This is a genomic window from Sphaerisporangium sp. TRM90804 (assembly GCF_029846175.1).
Classification (GTDB): Bacteria; Actinomycetota; Actinomycetes; order Streptosporangiales; family Streptosporangiaceae; genus Sphaerisporangium.
This window is the reverse complement of sequence record NZ_JARWAC010000003.1, coordinates 83,410-101,257: the sequence shown is the minus strand read 5'-3', so window position 1 is coordinate 101,257 and position 17,848 is coordinate 83,410. Positions and strand designations below refer to the sequence as shown.

The following is a 17,848-nucleotide window of genomic DNA, read 5'->3' as shown; positions in this document are numbered from 1 at the left end:
CGTCGCGCGACGGCGCGGGACCCCCGGGCCCGCCAGCGAAGCTCGCCGAACCCGGAAGGGAACATGAGTGACTGAGGCATCTCGTACCCGTGGGCCCGGCCCCCGGCGAGCCGCGACATCCCGCGCGCAGGACGCGGCGTGGTTCCTGGACAGGCTGGTCCCCGGTGCGCCGGCGCACACGGTGACCAGGGCGTACCTGGTCACCGGCGACCTCGACCTCGGGGCGCTCGGCGCCGCGTGGCGCGAGGTCGTGCGCCGGCACGAGATCCTGCGCACCACCCTGGTCGAGGACGCCGGCCGCCCGGTCCAGGAGATCGCCGGGCACGAGGCCGTCCCCACGTTCGCCGACCTGGCCACCTCGTTCGCCGACCTCGGAGCGTCCTATCCCCATCTGGACGCGCCGGGCCCGGACGCGGGGCCCGCGGCCGCGGCCGGCCCGGAGGCGGCGGCCCGCCGGTGGTGCGCCGAGCTGGCCTCGGCGCCGTTCGACCTCGCCGCCGGCCCGCTCGCCCGGCTCGGCGTCGCCCGGCTCGGCGCCTCGCGGCACGTCGTCGCGTTCGTCCTGCACCAGGCGGTCGCCGACGACGGCTCGGTCGCCATCCTGGTGGAGGAGATCTCCGCCCTGTACGCCGCGGCCGTCGGCGGCCGTCCGCTCGCGGAGGCGCTGCCACCCCTCACCCTTCAGTACGCCGACTTCGCCGCGAGGCAGCGCGAGCACGCGGCCACCCCGGAGTTCCGGGACCTGCTCGGCTGGTGGATCTCGGCGCTGACGCCGCTGCCCGCCACCCCGCCGCTCCCGGCCGACCGCGCGCGTCCCGCCGGGCCCTCCCCGCTCGGAGGCGCGCTGCGCTTCGACTGGGGCGAGGAGATCACCCGCGGGGTCGGCGCGCTGTGCCGGGACACCGGCGCCACCCCGTTCGCCGTCCTGCTCGCCGCCTTCCACACGCTGCTGCACCGTTACGGCGGCGAGGACCGCGCGGCGGTGGGCGTCCCGGTGACGGCGCGCCCCGAGGCCGGGTTCGAGGGCCTCATCGGCTGCTTCGGCAACCAGATCGTGCTCCCCGGCGACCTGTCGGGGCTGCCCTCCTTCCGCGAGCTGGTCGGCAGGGTCGACGGCGCGGCGCGGGCCGCGGCCGAGCATCGCGAGCTTCCCTTCGACGAGCTGGTGCGGGCGCTCAACCCCGACCGGGACCCCGACAGGATCCCGCTGAGCGACGTGCTGTTCGTCTACCGCGACGCGCCCGAGCCGGAGCTGCGGCTGCCCCGGGTCGCGGTCCGGCGCCTGGAGGCGGCCGGCGGCCCCGCCGTCGCCGACCTCACCCTGCGCGTCGACCGGGTGTCGCCGTCGGTCGCCGGGGCGCTGGAGTACCGCGCCTCGCTGTTCGACCAGGCGTCCGCCCGCCAGATCCTCGCCCAGCTCCACACGCTGCTCGCCGCCGGGCTGCGCGACCCCGGCCTGCCGGTGGACGCCCTGCCGCTGGAGAACGAGGACCGCGTGGCCGCGGCCGTCCGCGAGGCCGACCTGATCGGCGAGGCGACCACGGGCGAGCCGCCGGTCCACGAGCTGGTGCACCTGCGCGCACGCGAGCGTCCCGCCGCCGCCGCGGTGGTCTGGGACGGCGGCGTCACCTCCTACCGCGACGTCGAGCGCCGGGCCAAGGCGGTCACCCGCGCGCTGCGCGCCGGCGGCGGCGTCGAGGGCCTGCCGGTGGCCGTGCGCATGTCGCAGGGGCCGCGCCAGGTCGCCACCCTGATCGGGGTGCTGGACGCCGGGGCGCACCTGGTCTGCCTGGGCACCGGCGACGCCGGCGAGCGCGGGAAGATCATCCTGGACGACGTGCGGCCCGCCTGGCTGGTGCTGGACGGGGACGCCGAGGGCGACGAGCTGGCCCGGTGGTACCGCGAGGAGCTGCACGGCCGCATCCTGGACATCGCGCTCCTGGACCCCGACGACGGTCCGCCGCCCGCCCCGGCGCACCGCGGCCCGGCCGAGCGCGCCTACGTCGCCTACACCTCCGGCTCCACCGGCCGGCCCAAGGGCATCGCCCAGACCCACGGCAGCCTGGCGCAGTTCGTCACCTGGTTCGGCGCCGAGTTCTGCATCGGCCGCGACTCGCGCGTGGCCCAGTGGGCGGCGCCCGGGTACGACGCGAGCCTGGTCGAGATCTTCGCGGCGCTCGTCGCCGGCGCGACCCTGCTCCCGGTGCCCGACCGCGTCCGCGCCAACCCCGAGCGCATGGCCGACTGGCTGGCGGCCGAGCGGATCACCCACTTCCAGACCGTGCCCAGCTTCGCCCGCCAGCTCCTCGGCGTGGTCGAGGCCCGCGGATCGGCCGAGGAGCTGGACGCGCTCGGCCACCTGCTGCTGGCCGGCGAGCCGCTGCCCGGAGAGCTGGCCAACGGCCTGCGCACGGCGCTGCCCTCGGCCCGGCTGGTCAACCTGTACGGCCCCACCGAGTCGATCCTGGCGACCTGGCACGACGTCGCGGCCCCGGTGTACGGGACGGTGCCGGTCGGCAGGCCCATCCCCGGCCGTCAGGTGCTGGTGGTCGACGAGCACGACCGGCCCTGCCCGGCCGGCGTGCCCGGGCAGCTCGTCATCCGCGGCCCGCACATCACGCCCGGCTACGTCGGGGCCGCGGCCGTCGACACCGCGCCGTTCCGGCCGCTGCCGGGCTTCGGCGAGGAGCACCGCACCTACCGCACCGGCGACATGGGCCGCAGACGGTGGGACGGGCTGCTGGAGTTCGGCGGGCGCCGGGACTTCCAGATCAAGTTCAACGGCAGCAGGGTCGAGCTGACCGACATCGAGGCGGCGCTCGCCGCCCACGAGTCGGTCGCCGAATGCGCCGTCGTCGCCGTCGCCGACCGCGACGGGCTCGTCATCCGCCTCGTGGCCTTCGTCGTCCCCCGGCCCGCGCCGGACGGGGCGGAGCAGCAGGCCACCCCGGACGCCTGGCGCGCCGCCCTGCGCCGCCGGTTCGGCAAGGGGATGCTGCCCGTCTCGTTCAAGGTCCTGGAGGAGCTGCCGCGCAACGTCGGCGGCAAGGTCGACCGGCGCGCGCTGCCGGTCCCGCCCGCGTCGCGCGCCCGCGCCGCCAGGACGGTGCGCACACCGGTGGAGCAGGACATGGCCGAGATCTGGACCCGGCTCATGGGCCCGGGCGCGTCGGACGCCGACGCCTCCTTCTTCTCGACCGGCGGCCACTCCCTGCTCATCCCTCTGCTGCTCGACCGTATTCGCGACCGCTTCGGCGTCGCGGTGTCGATCAGGGCGTTCTTCGCCGACCCCACGCTGAGCGGTCTCTCCACGCTCATCGAGTCCCAAGCCATACCGACAGATGCAGTAACCCCAACCACGAGGTGAGAAACGTGACTCTGGTCGAGACCGAACTGTCAGTCGACTTCGACGGTGAGAGCCTGGACATCGCCGGCGTCAGGCGGGTCGCCGAGGACTGGGCGCCGTGCAGCGTCGCCCCGGCCGCTCTGGCCAGGGCCGCCAACAGCAGGCGCATGTTCGAGGACACCGTGCGCGAGGGCATTCCCGTCTACGGCGTGACCACGGGCTACGGTGAGATGATCTACATGCTCGTGGACACCTCCAAGGAGGTGGAACTGCAGACCAACCTGGTCCGCAGCCACAGCGCAGGCGTCGGCCCCCTGTTCGCCGAGGACGAGGCCAGGGCCATCCTGGTCGCCCGCGTCAACGCCCTCGCCCGGGGCTACTCGGCCGTCCGCCCCGAGCTGCTGGAGCGCCTGGCGCTCTACCTCAACCTGGGGATCACCCCGGCCATCCCGGAGATCGGCTCGCTCGGCGCGAGCGGTGACCTCGCCACGCTGGCCCACATCGCGGTCACCGTCATCGGCGAGGGCTACGTCCTGAAGGACGGCAAGCGCGCCGAGACCGGCGCCGTCCTGCGGGAGCACGGCATCGAGCCGCTGCAGCTCCGCTTCAAGGAGGGCCTGTCGATGATCAACGGGACCTCCGGCATGACCGGTCTGGGTTCCCTGGTCATCGGCCGCGCGCTCAACCAGGTGCGGCAGGCCGAGCTGGTGACCGCGCTGGTCGTCGAGACACTGCGCGGCTCCAAGAGCCCCTTCCTCGCCGAGGGCAGCGACCTCGCCCGCCCCCACCAGGGCCAGATGGACACCGCCGCCAACATGCGCGCGCTCATGCAGGGCACCCAGCTCGCGGTGGACCACGCCGACCTGCGCCGGCAGGCCGCCGAGCAGCGCTCGGACGACGGTGTGTCGCGCACCGAGGTCTACCTGCAGAAGGCGTACACGCTGCGCGCCATCCCACAGGTCGTGGGCGCGGTCAGGGACGCCCTGTACCACGCTCGCAACACGGTGACGATCGAGCTGAACAGCTCCAACGACAACCCGCTGTTCTTCGAGGGCCAGGAGATCTTCCACGGCGCGAACTTCCACGGCCAGCCGGTCGCGTTCGCCATGGACTACGTCACCATCGCCCTCACCCAGCTCGGCGTGTTCTCCGAGCGCCGCACCAACCGCCTGCTCAACCGGTACCTCAGCGACGGCCTGCCCGAGTTCCTGGTCGCCGGCGACCCCGGTCTGAACAGCGGCTTCGCCCCCGCGCAGTACCCGGCGACCGCGCTGGTCGCCGAGAACCGGACCATCGGCCCGGCCAGCACGCAGAGCGTCCCCTCCAACGGCGACAACCAGGACGTCGTGAGCATGGGCCTGATCTCGGCCCGCAACGCGCGCCGGGTGCTGGGCAACAACAACAAGATCCTCGCGGTGGAGTTCCTCGCCGCCGCGCAGGCGGTCGACCTGTCCGGGCGCTACGACGGGCTCAGCCCGGCCAGCAAGGCGACCTACGAGCTCGTGCGCTCGCTGGTGCCGTTCCTGGACAAGGACCGCTACCTGTCGGACGAGATCGAGCTCGTCGCCGCGGCGGTCTCGCGCGGTGACTTCCTGCAGGCCGCCGAGAGCGTGAACATCGAGCTGCGCTGACCCCGCCCACCGCGCGGCCGGCCCGGCCGCCGAACACGGCATTTTAGAAGAACGGTCGCCCGGCTCGGCATGGTTAGAGTAATTCAAAATGGCCGAACTCGACATTTCCGAGCCGGGCGGCCGCTCTGGTTTCTGATACGTGAGAAGACCTTCCGCACCCGCGCCGGGTGCCGACGTCCCGTATGCAGGCCGGAAGGATGATAGGGGCCACAATGAGCATCATCGAGGCACCGCAGGCGCCGACCGGGGTGGAAGACCGGATTCCGCTCTCCTTCAATCAGCAATTCCTGTTCGCCTTCGACAAGGGCGACGGAGAAGGGCCGTTCGGCCCCAAGTACAACATCATCTGCGGCTGGCGCCTGCTCGGCGCCGTCCAGGTCGACGCCCTGCGCGGCGCGCTGGACGACGTCGTCGAGCGGCACGAGACGCTGCGCACGATCATCACGCGTGACGACGAGGGCGGCTACCAGAAGATCTGCCCGGCGAGCTCGCCGCAGTTCCAGGTCAAGGACCTCACCCACGTCGCTCCGCAGGACCGCGACGTGGCCGCGGAGGAGCTGCTCTCGGAGGTCGAGTCGGGCGAGTACGGCCTGGCCGAGCTGCCGCTGCTGCGCGCCGTCCTCGGACGCTTCGGCGCCGACGACGCCGTGCTCGTGCTCATCGCCCACCACACGGCCGTCGACGAGTGGTCCATGCGGCTCATCATGCGCGACCTCGCCGCCCGGTACGCCGCGCGCAGCGGGCACGAGGCCCCGCCCCTTCCCGACGTGCCGCAGTACCAGGAGTACACGCGCTGGGAGCTCGCGACCTCCGCCGAGGACCCCGCCTCCGAGGCGCGGACGTTCTGGCGCGAGTCGCTGGCCGGGGCGCGCATCTACGGCACGCCCACCGACCACCCCCGGTCGGCGAACCTGCCCAAGACGACCTCCTGGCACCGCTTCTGGATCCCCGCGGAGATCACCTTCGCGGTCCAGGGCATCGCCAGGACCACCCGCAGCTCACCGTTCATGGTGCTGCTGGCCGCGTACTGCACGCTGCTGCGCAAGCGCACGGGGACCACCGACATCGTCGTCCCGACGTTCACCTCCGGCCGCGGCCAGGCGCGCTTCCAGGACACGGTCGGCTCGTTCTTCAACTTCGTCCCGCTCAGGATCGACCTCTCGGGGTGCGAGTCGTTCCGCGAGGTGGTCGAGCGCACGCGCGCCACCTGCATCGACGCCTACGCGCACGACATCCCGTTCGCGAACATCCTGCAGGAGGCGCCCGAGCTGATGCTCCCCTCCATCGAGGACAACCTCGCGGTGTGCGCCTTCCAGGTCTTCCGCTCGCCGCTGGCGGCGCGCCAGTCGGCCGGCGACCTGGAGTACTCCGAGATCCGCAGGCGGCACCTGTCGCAGGCGGCCGGCGGGGACATCCCCGACGGGGCGATGTGGCACCTGGAGATCGACCACTCCGGGGACATCGTCGGGATGCTGGGCTTCAACGGCAACCTTTTCGAAGAGAACACCATCAAGGACATGGCGTCCGAGTTCCACGAGGTGCTGCGGAGTGCCGTCACGGCCCCCTACAGCCCCTTGAACTGGAGCTGAACCACCCGCGAGTGACGGGTGAACCGACAACAAGGCTTGCCCGGCAAGCGAGAGGACTACCAATGAGTACTGGCGACATCGCGGGGCTCGGCGTCGAGGCCATCGAGGCCAAGGTGACCGAGATCTGGAGGGACGTGCTCGGCGTCAACGCGGGCGAGGAGGAGGACACCTTCTTCGAGCTGAACGGCGAGTCCATCGCCGCCAACCGTCTCGCGTCCCGTGTCGAGGCCGAGTTCGGCGTGACGGTCGAGGTCGGCGACATCTTCGAGGACGACCCGAACCTGGCGTCCTTCATCGGCACGGTCGTGTCCAAGCTCGAGAGCGCGTCGAAGGTCTGACCGCCGTGGACCCGTGGTCCACGGCGAACGCGCGCCGGTCGTTACGCGGCGTGCCCGTTTGGAGGAACGTCGTGAAGGAAGGTGGTCCGTAATGGCGGGTCTGGTCCGGGTGAGGCCCGACGCCGACCTCGACGAGGTCGTGGAGATCCTTGAGCGTGACGGAGGCGTGATCGTCGAGGATCTCGTCGACGCCGGCACGCTGGCGTCGCTGTGGGCGGACTTCCAGCCCGCCCTCGACGCGTGCGCCTATGGCGAGGACTGGTACAACGGCACCCGCACCCGCAGGGTGTCGTCGCTGTTCGCGCGTACGACCCATCTGACGCCGGTCGTGACGCACCCCCTCTACCTGGGGCCGGCGCGCAAGATCATGCAGAAGCCGGTGCCCATGTGGATCGGCAAGTCGCGGGTCGAGATGACCCCGACCATCCAGATCAGCGGCACCCAGCTCATCCAGCTCCACGAGGGGCAGGGCAAGCAGCCCCTGCACCGTGACGACGCGCTGCACCTGCGCACCCACCCCGGCGCCACCAGCAGGGTGCAGATCATGGTCGCCATGAGCGAGTTCACCGCCGAGAACGGCGGCACCATGGTGATCCCCGGAAGCCACCACTGGGACGACGAGCGCGCCCCGCAGGCATCCGAGGCCCTCCCCACCGTGATGTCGGCCGGCTCCGGCCTGATCTGGCTGGGCGGCGTCTACCACGGCGGCGGGCGCAACACCACGAGCACGCCGCGCACCGGCATGACGCTCGCGCTCGACCTCGGCAACCTCCGCCAGGAGGAGAACCAGTACCTGGCGGTGCCCAGGGAGTCGGTGCTGGCCTATCCCGAGGAGGTGCGGCGGCTGCTCGGCTACGACCGCTGCCCGCCCGGCCTGGGCTGGTACGAGATGGAGGACCCGTACCTCCTGCTGGAGGACGGGGAGATCCCCGGCCTCGGCGGCATCCCCGGCGTGCTGGCCCCCGTCAAGGCGCCCGTCACCGCCGACGTCTAGAACGACCGCGGCCGAGACCGCGACGCCCACCGGTTCCCCGAACCGGTGGGCGTTTCTCGTGCCCGCGCCCCGTGCCGGCGGTCCCGTGCCGGGTGTCCGTGCCGGAGGTCCCGTGCCGGGTGCCCATGCCGATCGTCCCGGGTGCTCCATGCCGGTCGTCCCGCTTGCCGGGCGTCCCGGCCGGTGTCCCCAGGCCTCACCGTGATGCGGCTCCCTGTCCGCGTGCTCCCGGGGAGGGCGTCCTGTGCGTGTCCCCATCCCTGACGGGCGTTCCGGACGGGTCTGCTCCCTGTCCGGGCTCCCGGCAGACGGACCCGGGCACAGAAGAGGGAACCGCCGGCGGGGGGTGCCGGCGGTTCCCGAGGGGGCTCGCAGGAGGGATCAGAGGTTCAGCTTGCCCTTGCCGATGCGCAGGTTCTCGAACGAGTTGAGGTCCGGGACCGTCCAGCCGTCCAGGTCGTACTCGCTCATGCACTCGTCGACGAAGGCCTTGTACTGGTCGACCTGCCCGTTGGTCATCTGGGCGGCGTACAGCTCGACCCGGGTGTTCTCGTGGTTGCCGGCGTAGTTGCGCTCGTAGAGCTCGTGACGGCCGCCGAACTCGGTGCCGACCGCGTCCCAGAGCAGCTTCATGAGCTTGATGCGCTGGACCGAGTCGCTGCCGTCCGAGCCCCGCACGTACTTGTCGAGGTACGGGCGGATCTCGGGGTTCTTGAAGTCATCCGCGCTGGAGTTGATGTAGATCAGCCCGCTGGCGATGTCCTGCTGGATGATCTCCTTGATGCGCGGGTAGCCGGTCTGCATGAACCAGCGGTAGGCCAGCCCGTAGGCGGGGTTGGGCAGCAGGGCGCCGTCCTTCCACTCCACCGGGTTGCGCGCGGCGGCGTCGGAGAAGGCCCAGAACATGTTCCGCCAGGCCAGCACCTCGCCGATGCGCGTCTGCACGCCGCGGAAGTCCTTGGTGCCGGTGATCTCGGTCGCCTTGATCAGCAGGCCGGCCAGGAACTCCAGCTTGACCGCCAGGCGGGTGCAGCCGTGGAAGGTGAACCGCTCGAAGAAGCCGGACCGTCCGGTGAACAGCAGCGCCTTGCCGAGGTGGCCGTAGACGAAGACGTTCTCCCACGGGATCAGGACCTTGTCGAGCACCAGGATGGTGTCGTTCTCGTCCAGCCGCGAGGAGAGCGGGTAGTCGAACGGGCTGCCCATCACCGCGGAGGTGGCGGTGTAGGACGGGCGGCAGATGAGCTTCATGCCCTTGGCGTTCATCGGGATCGTCGCGACGAGCGCGAACTTCTTGTCCTTGATGGGCAGGCCGTAGTGGGCGATGAAGTTGTAGTGGGTGAGCGCCGAGCCGGTGGCCACCACCTTGGCGCCGCTCACGATGAGACCGGAGTCGGTCTCCTTCTCCACGTGGACGAAGACGTCCGCGACCTCGTCCGGCGGCCGGTTCCTGTCGACCGGCGGGTGCACGATCGCGTGGTTCCAGTACAGGACCTTCTCCTGCGACTCCTTGTACCAGCGCCGCGCGTTGTCGGAGAAGGGCTCGTAGAAGTCGGCGTTGGCGCCCAGCGTGCCGAGGAACGCGGCCTTGTAGTCGGGGCTGCGGCCCATCCACCCGTAGCTCATGCGAGCCCACTCGGCGATGGCGCGCTGGTCGGCGACCAGGTCGTCGACGCTCTTGGGCGTGGTGAAGAACCGGTGGGTGTAGCCGTCGCCGCCGCTGTCGGTCGGCGCGGTGAGGATGTCGCGCTTCTCCGGGTCGTGCAGGGCGTTGTACAGCCGCGCCGTCATGCGCACGGGGTTGTGGAACGCGGGGTGCGAGGTGACGTCCTTGACCCGCTCGCCGTAAAGGTAGACCTCGCGATCGTCGCGCAGGCTCTCGATGTACTCGTCGCCGGTCAGCGGACGGGTCTTGGGCCGCTCCGCCTCGGCGACGCCGATGGCCGAATCGCGATCGGCGGTCACCGGACTGGTTTCCTCTTCTCGCACCTCAACTCCTCGATGAATCGGTAGTTGTCGAGCGTGGCTGTCCGCCGGGGGACGCTCGAAGAAAAAGTCCGCGACGCCGGCGGAGAATCTCGGGCAACGGCCGCAGCCGGAAGCGGTGGGTGGGCGACACCTCCCGCTGCCGGCGGTGATGGGCGGGCGCATCGGAAGCCTTCTGCGCAATCGTCACATTCAGCCGAGGTCGGCGGCATCTCTCAGGTTGCGGCCCTCCCGCAGCGAGAAGGCGGCTTCGCACTCTTGAAGATGCGGTGCGCAGCGCCCGATGCGACCGTCGAATGGTGGGCATCGGCGGACCGCCATGACGCCCCCGACCGGGTATTCCGGTCATCCGGCGCTCGCCGGCTCCGCGATTTCCCGTGGATTTGTTTCTAGGAGGATATGGTGCTGACGACCGATGTTCCGACGCGGGAAGAGCTCGTCCGCCGGGCGTCCGAGCTGGTGCCCGTTCTGCGGAAGAACGCGGCGTGGTCGGAGGAGAACCGGCGCATCCACGACGAGTCGATAGAGGCCCTGGCCGACGCCGGCATCTTCAGGACCCGCGTTCCGCTCCGCTACGGCGGCTATGAGTCCGACACCCGCACCCTGGTAGAGGTGGCCTCCGAGCTGGGCAGGGGCGACGGCTCCACCTCCTGGGTGGCCTCGGTGTACACCATTCCCACCTGGATGGCGTCCCAGTTCCCCGACGAGGTGCAGGACGAGGTCTTCTCCACCCCCGACGTGCGCATCTGCGGCACGCTGAGCCCCTCGGCGATGGCCACGCCCGTGGACGGCGGCATCGTCGTCAACGGCAAGTGGGCGTTCATCAGCGGTGCGCACCACGCGCACTGGCAGGAGGTCATCGCGGTCCTGGTGCCGCCGGAGGGTCAGCCGATGCCGGTCATCGCGCTGGTCCCCATCTCCGAGCTGCACATCGTCGACGACTGGCACACCTCGGGCCTGAAGGGCACCGGCAGCGTCAGCACGATCGCGCAGGACCTGTTCATCCCCTCCGCCCGTGTGCTGCCGCTGCCCGCGGTGCTGATGGGCCAGGGCGCCTCGCAGGCGAACGCCGGCAGCGCGATCTACCGGGCGCCGCTGCTCCCGGTCGCCTCGGCCTCGTCGGTCGGTACGACCATCGGCATGGCCCGGGCCGCCAAGGAGACCTTCCTGGAGCGCCTGCCCGACCGCAAGATCACCTACACCGGCTACGACAGCCAGGCCCAGGCGCCGATCACGCACCACCAGGTCGCCGAGGCCAGCATCAAGCTCGACCAGGCCGAGTTCCACGGGAACCGCCTGGCCACCCTCGTGGACGCCCGCGCCGCCGGCGAGGGCGAGTGGACGCTGGAGGAGCGCGCCAGGGCACGCGCCGACATGGGCGCCGTGGTCCGGCTGGCCAAGGAGGCCGTGGACATCTTCGCCTCGGCCAGCGGCGGCTCGTCCATCTACAGCGACGTGCCGATCCAGCGGATCGCCCGGGACATCCAGGCCGTCAGCCTGCACGCGCTGATGAACCCGAACACCAACGCCGAGCTGTACGGGCGCGTCCTGTGCGGCCAGGAGCCCAACACCCTCTACATCTGATCCGGGCCTTCTGTCCGGTTCGCGTCCTTCACACGATCTCCTGCACGACTGCTCAGGAGAAGGGGAGACCCACATGGCGACAACCACCTCGACCATCGAGATCACCGAAGCCGACAAGGCCGCTGTGGTCAGCGTCCCGGCGCGCATCATCGCGGCCTGGGCCAACCACGACGCGAAGGCCTTCGCGGACGTCTTCACCGCGGACGGGACCATGATCCTTCCCGGCTTCTACCGCAAGGGCGCCGACGAGATCGAGGCCTTCATGGCGGGTGCCTTCCAGGGCCCGTACAAGGGCACCCAGGTCACCGGCACGCCGCTGGACCTGCGGTTCCTCACCTCCGACTCCGCCATCGTGATCACGCAGGGCGGCGTGCTGGCGCCCGGCCAGTCCGAGCTGGCCGACGACCGCGCGATCCGCGCCACCTGGGTCGTCGTCAAGCAGGCCGGGGAGTGGAAGCTCGCCGGCTACCAGAACAGCCCTCGCGGCGCCGCCTGACCGCCCTCCCGGCGGATCGGCCACGAACGCGCTCCGGCGGGCCGCGCGCCGGAACGTGACGTCGACGGCCTGGCGGCCGCACCCGAGCGCCCGGGGTTTCGGGACGCGGGGTACACGCCAGGCCGTCTTCGGCATTCACCCGAAGGCGGCCGGGCGCCGCCGCTTTCCCCCCCGCGCGCCCTTTTCCCGCCACCGCCGCGGCCGCCCCCCGCGAACGGCGGCCGGTACGGCCCGACCACGGCGGAGGATATCGAAGAATCACGAGGAGCGGTTTTCTGATTTCCCGCCCGGGCGTGCGGTGCGGGCTTTTCTTCGATAATGCTGAATGGTCCCGTCCTGGTTGACGGGCCCTTTCTCATGCGTGTTCCATTAATGGTGTGTCAGCACCTTCGGCGAACCGCGACAGGACCCGGGCGCTGCACGCCGGCTCGCGGCCCCGCCCGTTGGCGGACCCCTTCGGCGAGCGGCCGCGGCCCGAAGGGCTTCACCACGGGACCTCCCCAGGTCCGGTCTGTCGCGAGGAGTGACTGATGGCCCCCACACCTGAGACCTTCCAGAAGGTGGGGGCCCCGTGGTCCCCGGTGCCGCTGGAGGGGATCGCCGAGTCTCTGGGCGGCGCGGTCCACCTCGCGTACGCCCGGCGCCCGGCCTCGGGCGTCGTCACCGTCGCGGCCGGCTTCACCGCCGAGGCCGCGCGCACCCGCGCCGAGGTGCGCGCCTCGGCCGTCGACGCCCTGCACCTCATCGCCGACGGCGGCACGCAGCTGCGCCCGCTGGGCGGCGCCAGGGAGCTGTACCTGGCCGACTTCATGCCCGAGCCGCCCGACGACACCGGCGGGCGGGTCTCCGGCGTCGGCCTGCTGAGCGGGGACCGTTACCTGCTGCCCGCCGAGGTCGTCTGGACGGGTGAGCGCGACTCCCGCGTGGAGCCGACCCTGGTGGGGCTGGTGGACGGCCGCCCCGACGGCGCCTCCGGCGGCATCGCCGACCTCCTGGCCCACGACGTGGTCACCCGCTGGTGGTCGCATCCCCGCATGCCGCTGCTGCGGGTCTCCGCCCACCTCGCCCGCCTGCTCCCCGACGGGGTCGTGCCGGAGGTGACGCTGCTCGGGCTGCGCGTGGCGGCCTTCGTCCTGCCCGGCCCGGGCTTCCCGATCGCCGTGGTGGGCGTGAGCGGTGACGGCACCACCATCGCCACGGCCGCCGCCCGCTCGGCGGGCGCCGCGGTCGGCGAGGCCTTCCTGCGGGCGATCGCCGCGCGGGCCCAGCCGTGGACCACGCTCCCGACGGCCGACTCGCTGCGCCGGCTCACGGTGTGGCACCGCGAGTCGGACTACCTGGCCCACCTGGAGCGCTCGGCCGTGGACGCCGAGCCCTCGGCGGTGGAGGAGCCCGCCCGGTGGGAGTGGACGCCGAGCTGGGCCGACATCGCCTGCCGCCGGTTCGGCCACGAGCCGGTGCTGGTGGCGGCAGGCGCGGCGGACGAGCCGGTGAAGGTCGTGTGCCCCGGCGCCGCCGTCTACCGCACCATCCTGCCGGGCACGACGCTGCCCTGCCCGGTGCCGTGACCGCCGCGGTGGCCTAAGCCCGCTCGCCGGCCTCGTCCTCGCCGGGGGAGTCGCGCTCGTAGACCAGGCGCCACAGGAGCTTGTTGAACAGCTCGCGCTCGTCGGGGGAGAACGGCGCGAGGAAGTTGTCCAGCGCGTCCAGCATCGCCGGCGCGACCTTGTGGCGCAGCAGCGCCTGCCCCTCGCTGGTGAGCCCGATGGCGTACTTGCGCCGGTCGTCGGGATTGCGCGCCCGCTGCACCAGCCCGAGCCGTTCGAGGCCGTCGACGACGCTCACCATGGTGGTGCGGTCGATGCCGTGCGTGCTGGCGAGCTGCTGCTGCGACTGCGGCCCCATCGTGTCGATGGCGGTCAGCACGATGAAGTCCTTGGAGCGCAGCCCGAACGGCTCCACGGCCGACTCCAGGATCTGGACGAACATGTCGTTCGCCTTGCTCATGAGCAGGCTTGTGGCGTTGGAGACCCCGTTCGGCGGGGGGAGATGGGTACTGGGTGATTCAGTGCTCACATCATCCCCTTAACGCGCCGCATGTCGTTTTAGTGCGGTAAATGCGCAAAGTTAAGCACGCCGATTGATGGACACGAGTGTCACACGCGGGCATGGGTGACGCAACACTGTGACATAAATCGTCAGCTTCACTGATTGACAGGCACGCTGATGGTCTGTGATGCTGATGAAGAAGGTGAGGGGGAGTAGGGGGCCGGTGAGGGGTCATCGTCACGCTTCCCTCGGGTAGGAGGAGACCCGTGTTCGAACACCGATACGGCCGTGACGCCGGTACAACCTGGGACATCGTCCGTGGCATCGTGGGTGTGGTGGCCGCGGACTCGGCGGAGGGCCACGGCCGAGCCTGACAAGGGCCGCGCCTTGAGAGAGGGCGAAGCCATGGGTGAAGACGGGCGGGAGCTCCCGCCTGCCCCGCGACTGCTCGCCGAGTCGACCGGCTGGCTGCTCAACGGTGCCGCGCGCGAGCTCACCGTCGAGCTGGAGCAGGCACTCAAGCGCGACGACCTGCGCTGGCGCGACTACGGCGTGCTGTGTGTGCTGGAGGCCGCCGGGCCGCTTTCCCAGCAGGAGATCGGGCGGCGGCTCGCCGTCGACCGCTCGACCATGGTGCACATCATCGACGTGCTGGAGGACCGCGGGCTGGTCGAGCGCACCCGCGCCCCGGCCGACCGCCGGGCCTACGCCGTCGAGCTCACCGCCCAGGGCCGCGCGCTGCTGGCCGAGGTGCTGCATCCGGTGACGGCGGAGGTGCACGAGCGGGTGATCGGCAGGCTGCCGAGCGAGGATCGCGCGCACCTCAACCGGATCCTCGCCAAGCTCGCCGGCGAGTGAAGCGGAGCATATAGGAAGGTGTTCCAACCATCCGGCCACTGATAATTTGTGAATACGCATATCTGTGAGCCGGGCGCGGGGTGCCTCACCAGGAGGCGACCCCTGGGCGAGGGACATGCCAGGAGGTGTGCCATAGACGTCTCGGTCATCGGCATATCCCCCGAAGCGGTTGATATCTATCGGTACTTTCTTCGCAATCGCGGAGAAGGCATCAACGCCGTGCGCCAGGCCCTCGGCATGGACCAGGACACGATCGAGGCCGCCGTCGAAACCCTCGGCAGGCTCTCCCTTCTCGATCTGTCGGACCGCCACAAGGTCACCGCCACCGAACCGCGCATCGGCGTGGAACGGCTCATCGAGCAGCGGCTCAACGAGCTGAACGCGGAGATCCGCCGCGTCCTGGCCGCCCGTGACGTCATCGGCATGTTCGTCGAGGACCAGAAGCTCGGCGAGGAGACCCGCTCCAACCTCGACATCGAGCGGGTGGAGGGCCTCGACCGCGTGCGCGCGCGCCTCGACGACCTCGGCTTCTTCTGTTACAAGGAGACGCTGTGCCTGCACCCCGGCGGGCCGCTGTCGCGAGGCGCCATCGAGACGGCGCTCCCGCTGGACACCCGGTCCCTGCGCCGCGGGCTCGCGGTCAAGGCCGTCTACCACCCCAAGGCGCTCGACGATCCGCTGATGGTGCAGTACCTGCGTGACGTGACCGCGCTCGGCGGCCAGATCCACATCACCGAGGACTCCATGGACCGTATGGTGATCTTCGACCGCAGCGTGGCCATCGTGCCGATCCATCCCAAGGAGAGCTCCCGCGGCGCGCTGCTCGTGCGGGAGCCGGGTCTGGTCTCCCAGCTCGTCACCTACTTCGACGGCGTGTGGGACGCCGCCACCGACTTCCACGAGTACACCCAGCCGAGCGAGAACGCCCCCCTGCTCTCCGAGCTGGAGAAGAAGGTGCTCAGGGTGATGGCGACCGCCGACAAGGACGAGATCGCGGCGCGCGAGATCGACGTCTCGCTGCGTACCTACCGCCGTTATGTCGCCGACCTCATGGCCCGGCTCGGCGCCGTCAACCGTTTCCAGGCCGCGCTCCGTGCCAAGGAGGAGAACTGGATCTGACGGCGGACGCCCGCGGCGACCGCCGCGGGCCGCCGTGGTGGCGCGCGCACGGGCCGGGCCGGCCCGCTTCCGCTCAGTTCCATTGGGCACGCTGTCCATGTCGTCGTGACGCCACCCATTGGTTCAGCTTCGGAGTGTGGTCGCCGACGGTCAGGGTGTTACAGCTCACGAGTTCCCAATGGCTGACTTCGGGATTGGTCAGAATACCTCGCACTTCCGCACGAATCTGTGCATTGGTCACCGTGTCATCGGTATAAACACGGATGATGATGTCACCGGTCGACTGCCGTAAATCCTTTCGCCAGCGCCCGGGCATCAGCGCCAATATCCTGATCCCGTCGACCGGCGAATTGATCGATAGCTCTCCCTTGCTCCTCCTCAGTGTCAATTCAAAAAGCATGGCGACAGGCCTCCGTCCCCCTTGCGGCTCCGGCCGCACGAGGTGAGGCGTTTCTCCAGCTCAAGCCCTGTTTCTTCCAGCTTTGAGCGCGGCTGGGCAGCGGTCTCGCACGCGCTCCCGAGGGCCCGCCGGAAGCGGCCGGCGGCATGCCGAGGTTCCTCATTCTCGTCGTTCTCTTCTCCGTTTGTCGTGGACGTTCTCCTGCATCACCAACTTTCCGCCTTTTCGCCGCCGCGGGCCAGGGATGTGAAAGTCAGCAAGCTGCCGCGGGATGTCCTGTTCCTGCCACCGCCGCCCCATGGACACCTCCCCGCCGACGCCGTCGCGCCTGATCACCGGTGAAGCACACTCGGAGATGACAGCGAGGAGCCGCAGGCTTTTGACTGGTGTGAATTGGAGGAGATGGTCTGATGCTGGTGAGTGTGACCGGCGGCACCGGATTCGTCGGCGCCCATTCAGTCGCGGCGATCGTGCACATGGGCCACCGGGTCCGCCTGCTGGTGCGGGACGCCTCGAAGGTGGAGCGCGCGCTGGCCCCGTTCGCCGTCCCACCCGGCGCCGTCGACCTCGAGGTCGGGGACGTCACCGACGAGGGCGCCGTGACCCGGGCCGTCCGCGGCGCCGACGCCGTGCTGCACGCCGCGTCGGTGTACTCCTTCGACAGCAGGCGGCACGAGCTGATGCGGCGGGTCAACGAGCGCGGGACCGAGCTGGTGCTCGGCGCGGCGCGGCTGGCCGGCGCCGGCACGGTGATCCACGTCTCCAGCGTCGCGGCGCTGCTCCCGGCGCGGGGCCGGGTGCTGCACACCGGCTCGCCCGTCGGCCGCGCCAGGGAGACCTACATGGCCTCCAAGGCCGCCGCCGAGAGGGTCGCCCGGCGCCACCAGGACGAGGGGGCGCCGGTGGTCATCACCTACCCGCCCGCCCTGCTCGGCCCGCACGACCCCAACCTCGGCGACCAGACCACCCGCGTGCGCGACATCCTGCGCGGCCTGATGCCGTTCCGGCCGCTCGGCGGGTTCCCCGTCGGGGACGTGCGCGACACCGCGGCGCTGCACGCGCGCATCGTCGACTCACCCGGCGGCGGGCCCGACCGCCACTTCGGGCCGAACCGCTACCTGACCATCCGGCGGTTCGTCCAGGAGTTGCGCGAGGTGACCGGGCGCTCCCTGCCCGGCATCGTGCTGCCCGCCCGCGCGATGATCCCCGTCGGGCTGCTCGCCGACCTCGTCCAGCGGGTGTGGCCGTGGGACATCCCCGCCCAGTACGGGGCCATCTACACCTGTGCCTGCGCCACCCGGGTGGCCGAGAACGCCGGTACGTACGGAATCGAACCGCGGCCGCTCGCCGAGACCTTCGGGGACACGGTGCGCTGGCTGCTCGAAAGCGGCCATCTGTCCGCCCACCAGGCGGGTCGTGCCCGGCCGTCCCTGTCGTCTGTAACAGCGCACTGACGGG

14 protein-coding genes are annotated in these 17,848 nt (G+C 71.0%); 11 read left to right on the top strand and 3 right to left on the bottom strand.

Annotated features, from left to right (window positions below; translation table 11 throughout):
• Positions 1 to 67: 67 nt before the first annotated feature.
• From PYR91_RS03595 to PYR91_RS03575, 5 genes are all read left to right on the top strand, one after another.
• Complete coding sequence (locus tag PYR91_RS03595; protein ID WP_279777467.1) at positions 68 to 3,367, top strand: amino acid adenylation domain-containing protein; 3,300 nt, start codon at positions 68 to 70, stop codon at positions 3,365 to 3,367.
• Positions 3,368 to 3,372: 5 nt separating this feature from the next.
• Entirely contained in the window at positions 3,373 to 4,977 is a 1,605-nt protein-coding gene (gene cmdF / locus PYR91_RS03590; protein ID WP_279777466.1) for a tyrosine 2,3-aminomutase, read from the top strand.
• A gap of 212 nt (positions 4,978 to 5,189) precedes the next feature.
• Positions 5,190 to 6,566: a condensation domain-containing protein gene (locus PYR91_RS03585; protein ID WP_279777465.1), complete on the top strand. Its 1,377-nt coding sequence runs from the start codon at positions 5,190 to 5,192 to the stop codon at positions 6,564 to 6,566.
• 62 nt (positions 6,567 to 6,628) lie between these two features.
• Positions 6,629 to 6,904 (top strand): phosphopantetheine-binding protein, encoded by a 276-nt coding sequence (locus PYR91_RS03580; protein ID WP_279777464.1) that lies wholly within the window; start codon positions 6,629 to 6,631, stop codon positions 6,902 to 6,904.
• A 91-nt stretch (positions 6,905 to 6,995) separates the two neighbouring features.
• Positions 6,996 to 7,898: a phytanoyl-CoA dioxygenase family protein gene (locus PYR91_RS03575; protein ID WP_279777463.1), complete on the top strand. Its 903-nt coding sequence runs from the start codon at positions 6,996 to 6,998 to the stop codon at positions 7,896 to 7,898.
• Between the two features lie 381 nt (positions 7,899 to 8,279).
• On the opposite strand, the gene PYR91_RS03570 is transcribed toward PYR91_RS03575, so the two are convergent.
• Positions 8,280 to 9,887: a 4-hydroxyphenylacetate 3-hydroxylase N-terminal domain-containing protein gene (locus tag PYR91_RS03570; protein ID WP_279777462.1), complete on the bottom strand. Its 1,608-nt coding sequence runs from the start codon at positions 9,885 to 9,887 to the stop codon at positions 8,280 to 8,282.
• Positions 9,888 to 10,286: 399 nt separating this feature from the next.
• On the opposite strand from PYR91_RS03570, the gene PYR91_RS03565 reads away from it, so the two are divergent.
• The 3 genes from PYR91_RS03565 (at position 10,287) to PYR91_RS03555 (ending at position 13,532) form a co-directional block, all read left to right on the top strand.
• Entirely contained in the window at positions 10,287 to 11,468 is a 1,182-nt protein-coding gene (locus PYR91_RS03565) for an acyl-CoA dehydrogenase family protein (protein ID WP_279777461.1), read from the top strand.
• A gap of 73 nt (positions 11,469 to 11,541) precedes the next feature.
• A complete protein-coding gene (locus PYR91_RS03560; RefSeq protein ID WP_279777460.1) occupies positions 11,542 to 11,964 on the top strand; it encodes an SgcJ/EcaC family oxidoreductase in 423 nt (140 codons plus the stop codon).
• 530 nt (positions 11,965 to 12,494) lie between these two features.
• A complete protein-coding gene (locus PYR91_RS03555; protein WP_279777459.1) occupies positions 12,495 to 13,532 on the top strand; it encodes a hypothetical protein in 1,038 nt (345 codons plus the stop codon).
• 13 nt (positions 13,533 to 13,545) lie between these two features.
• On the opposite strand, the gene PYR91_RS03550 is transcribed toward PYR91_RS03555, so the two are convergent.
• Positions 13,546 to 13,971 (bottom strand): MarR family transcriptional regulator, encoded by a 426-nt coding sequence (locus PYR91_RS03550; protein ID WP_279777458.1) that lies wholly within the window; start codon positions 13,969 to 13,971, stop codon positions 13,546 to 13,548.
• A gap of 447 nt (positions 13,972 to 14,418) precedes the next feature.
• On the opposite strand from PYR91_RS03550, the gene PYR91_RS03545 reads away from it, so the two are divergent.
• Together PYR91_RS03545 and PYR91_RS03540 are read left to right on the top strand one after the other, a co-directional pair.
• Positions 14,419 to 14,871: a MarR family transcriptional regulator gene (locus tag PYR91_RS03545; RefSeq protein WP_279777457.1), complete on the top strand. Its 453-nt coding sequence runs from the start codon at positions 14,419 to 14,421 to the stop codon at positions 14,869 to 14,871.
• A gap of 219 nt (positions 14,872 to 15,090) precedes the next feature.
• Complete coding sequence (locus PYR91_RS03540; protein ID WP_279777456.1) at positions 15,091 to 15,990, top strand: hypothetical protein; 900 nt, start codon at positions 15,091 to 15,093, stop codon at positions 15,988 to 15,990.
• Positions 15,991 to 16,063: 73 nt separating this feature from the next.
• Here the strand turns inward: PYR91_RS03540 and PYR91_RS03535 are convergent, their stop codons facing one another.
• Positions 16,064 to 16,390: a hypothetical protein gene (locus tag PYR91_RS03535; protein WP_279777455.1), complete on the bottom strand. Its 327-nt coding sequence runs from the start codon at positions 16,388 to 16,390 to the stop codon at positions 16,064 to 16,066.
• A gap of 410 nt (positions 16,391 to 16,800) precedes the next feature.
• Between PYR91_RS03535 and PYR91_RS03530 the strand changes: the two genes are divergently transcribed.
• Positions 16,801 to 17,844, top strand: coding sequence for an NAD-dependent epimerase/dehydratase family protein (locus PYR91_RS03530; RefSeq protein WP_279777454.1), 1,044 nt, complete (start codon positions 16,801 to 16,803; stop codon positions 17,842 to 17,844).
• The last annotated feature ends 4 nt before the right edge of the window (positions 17,845 to 17,848 follow it).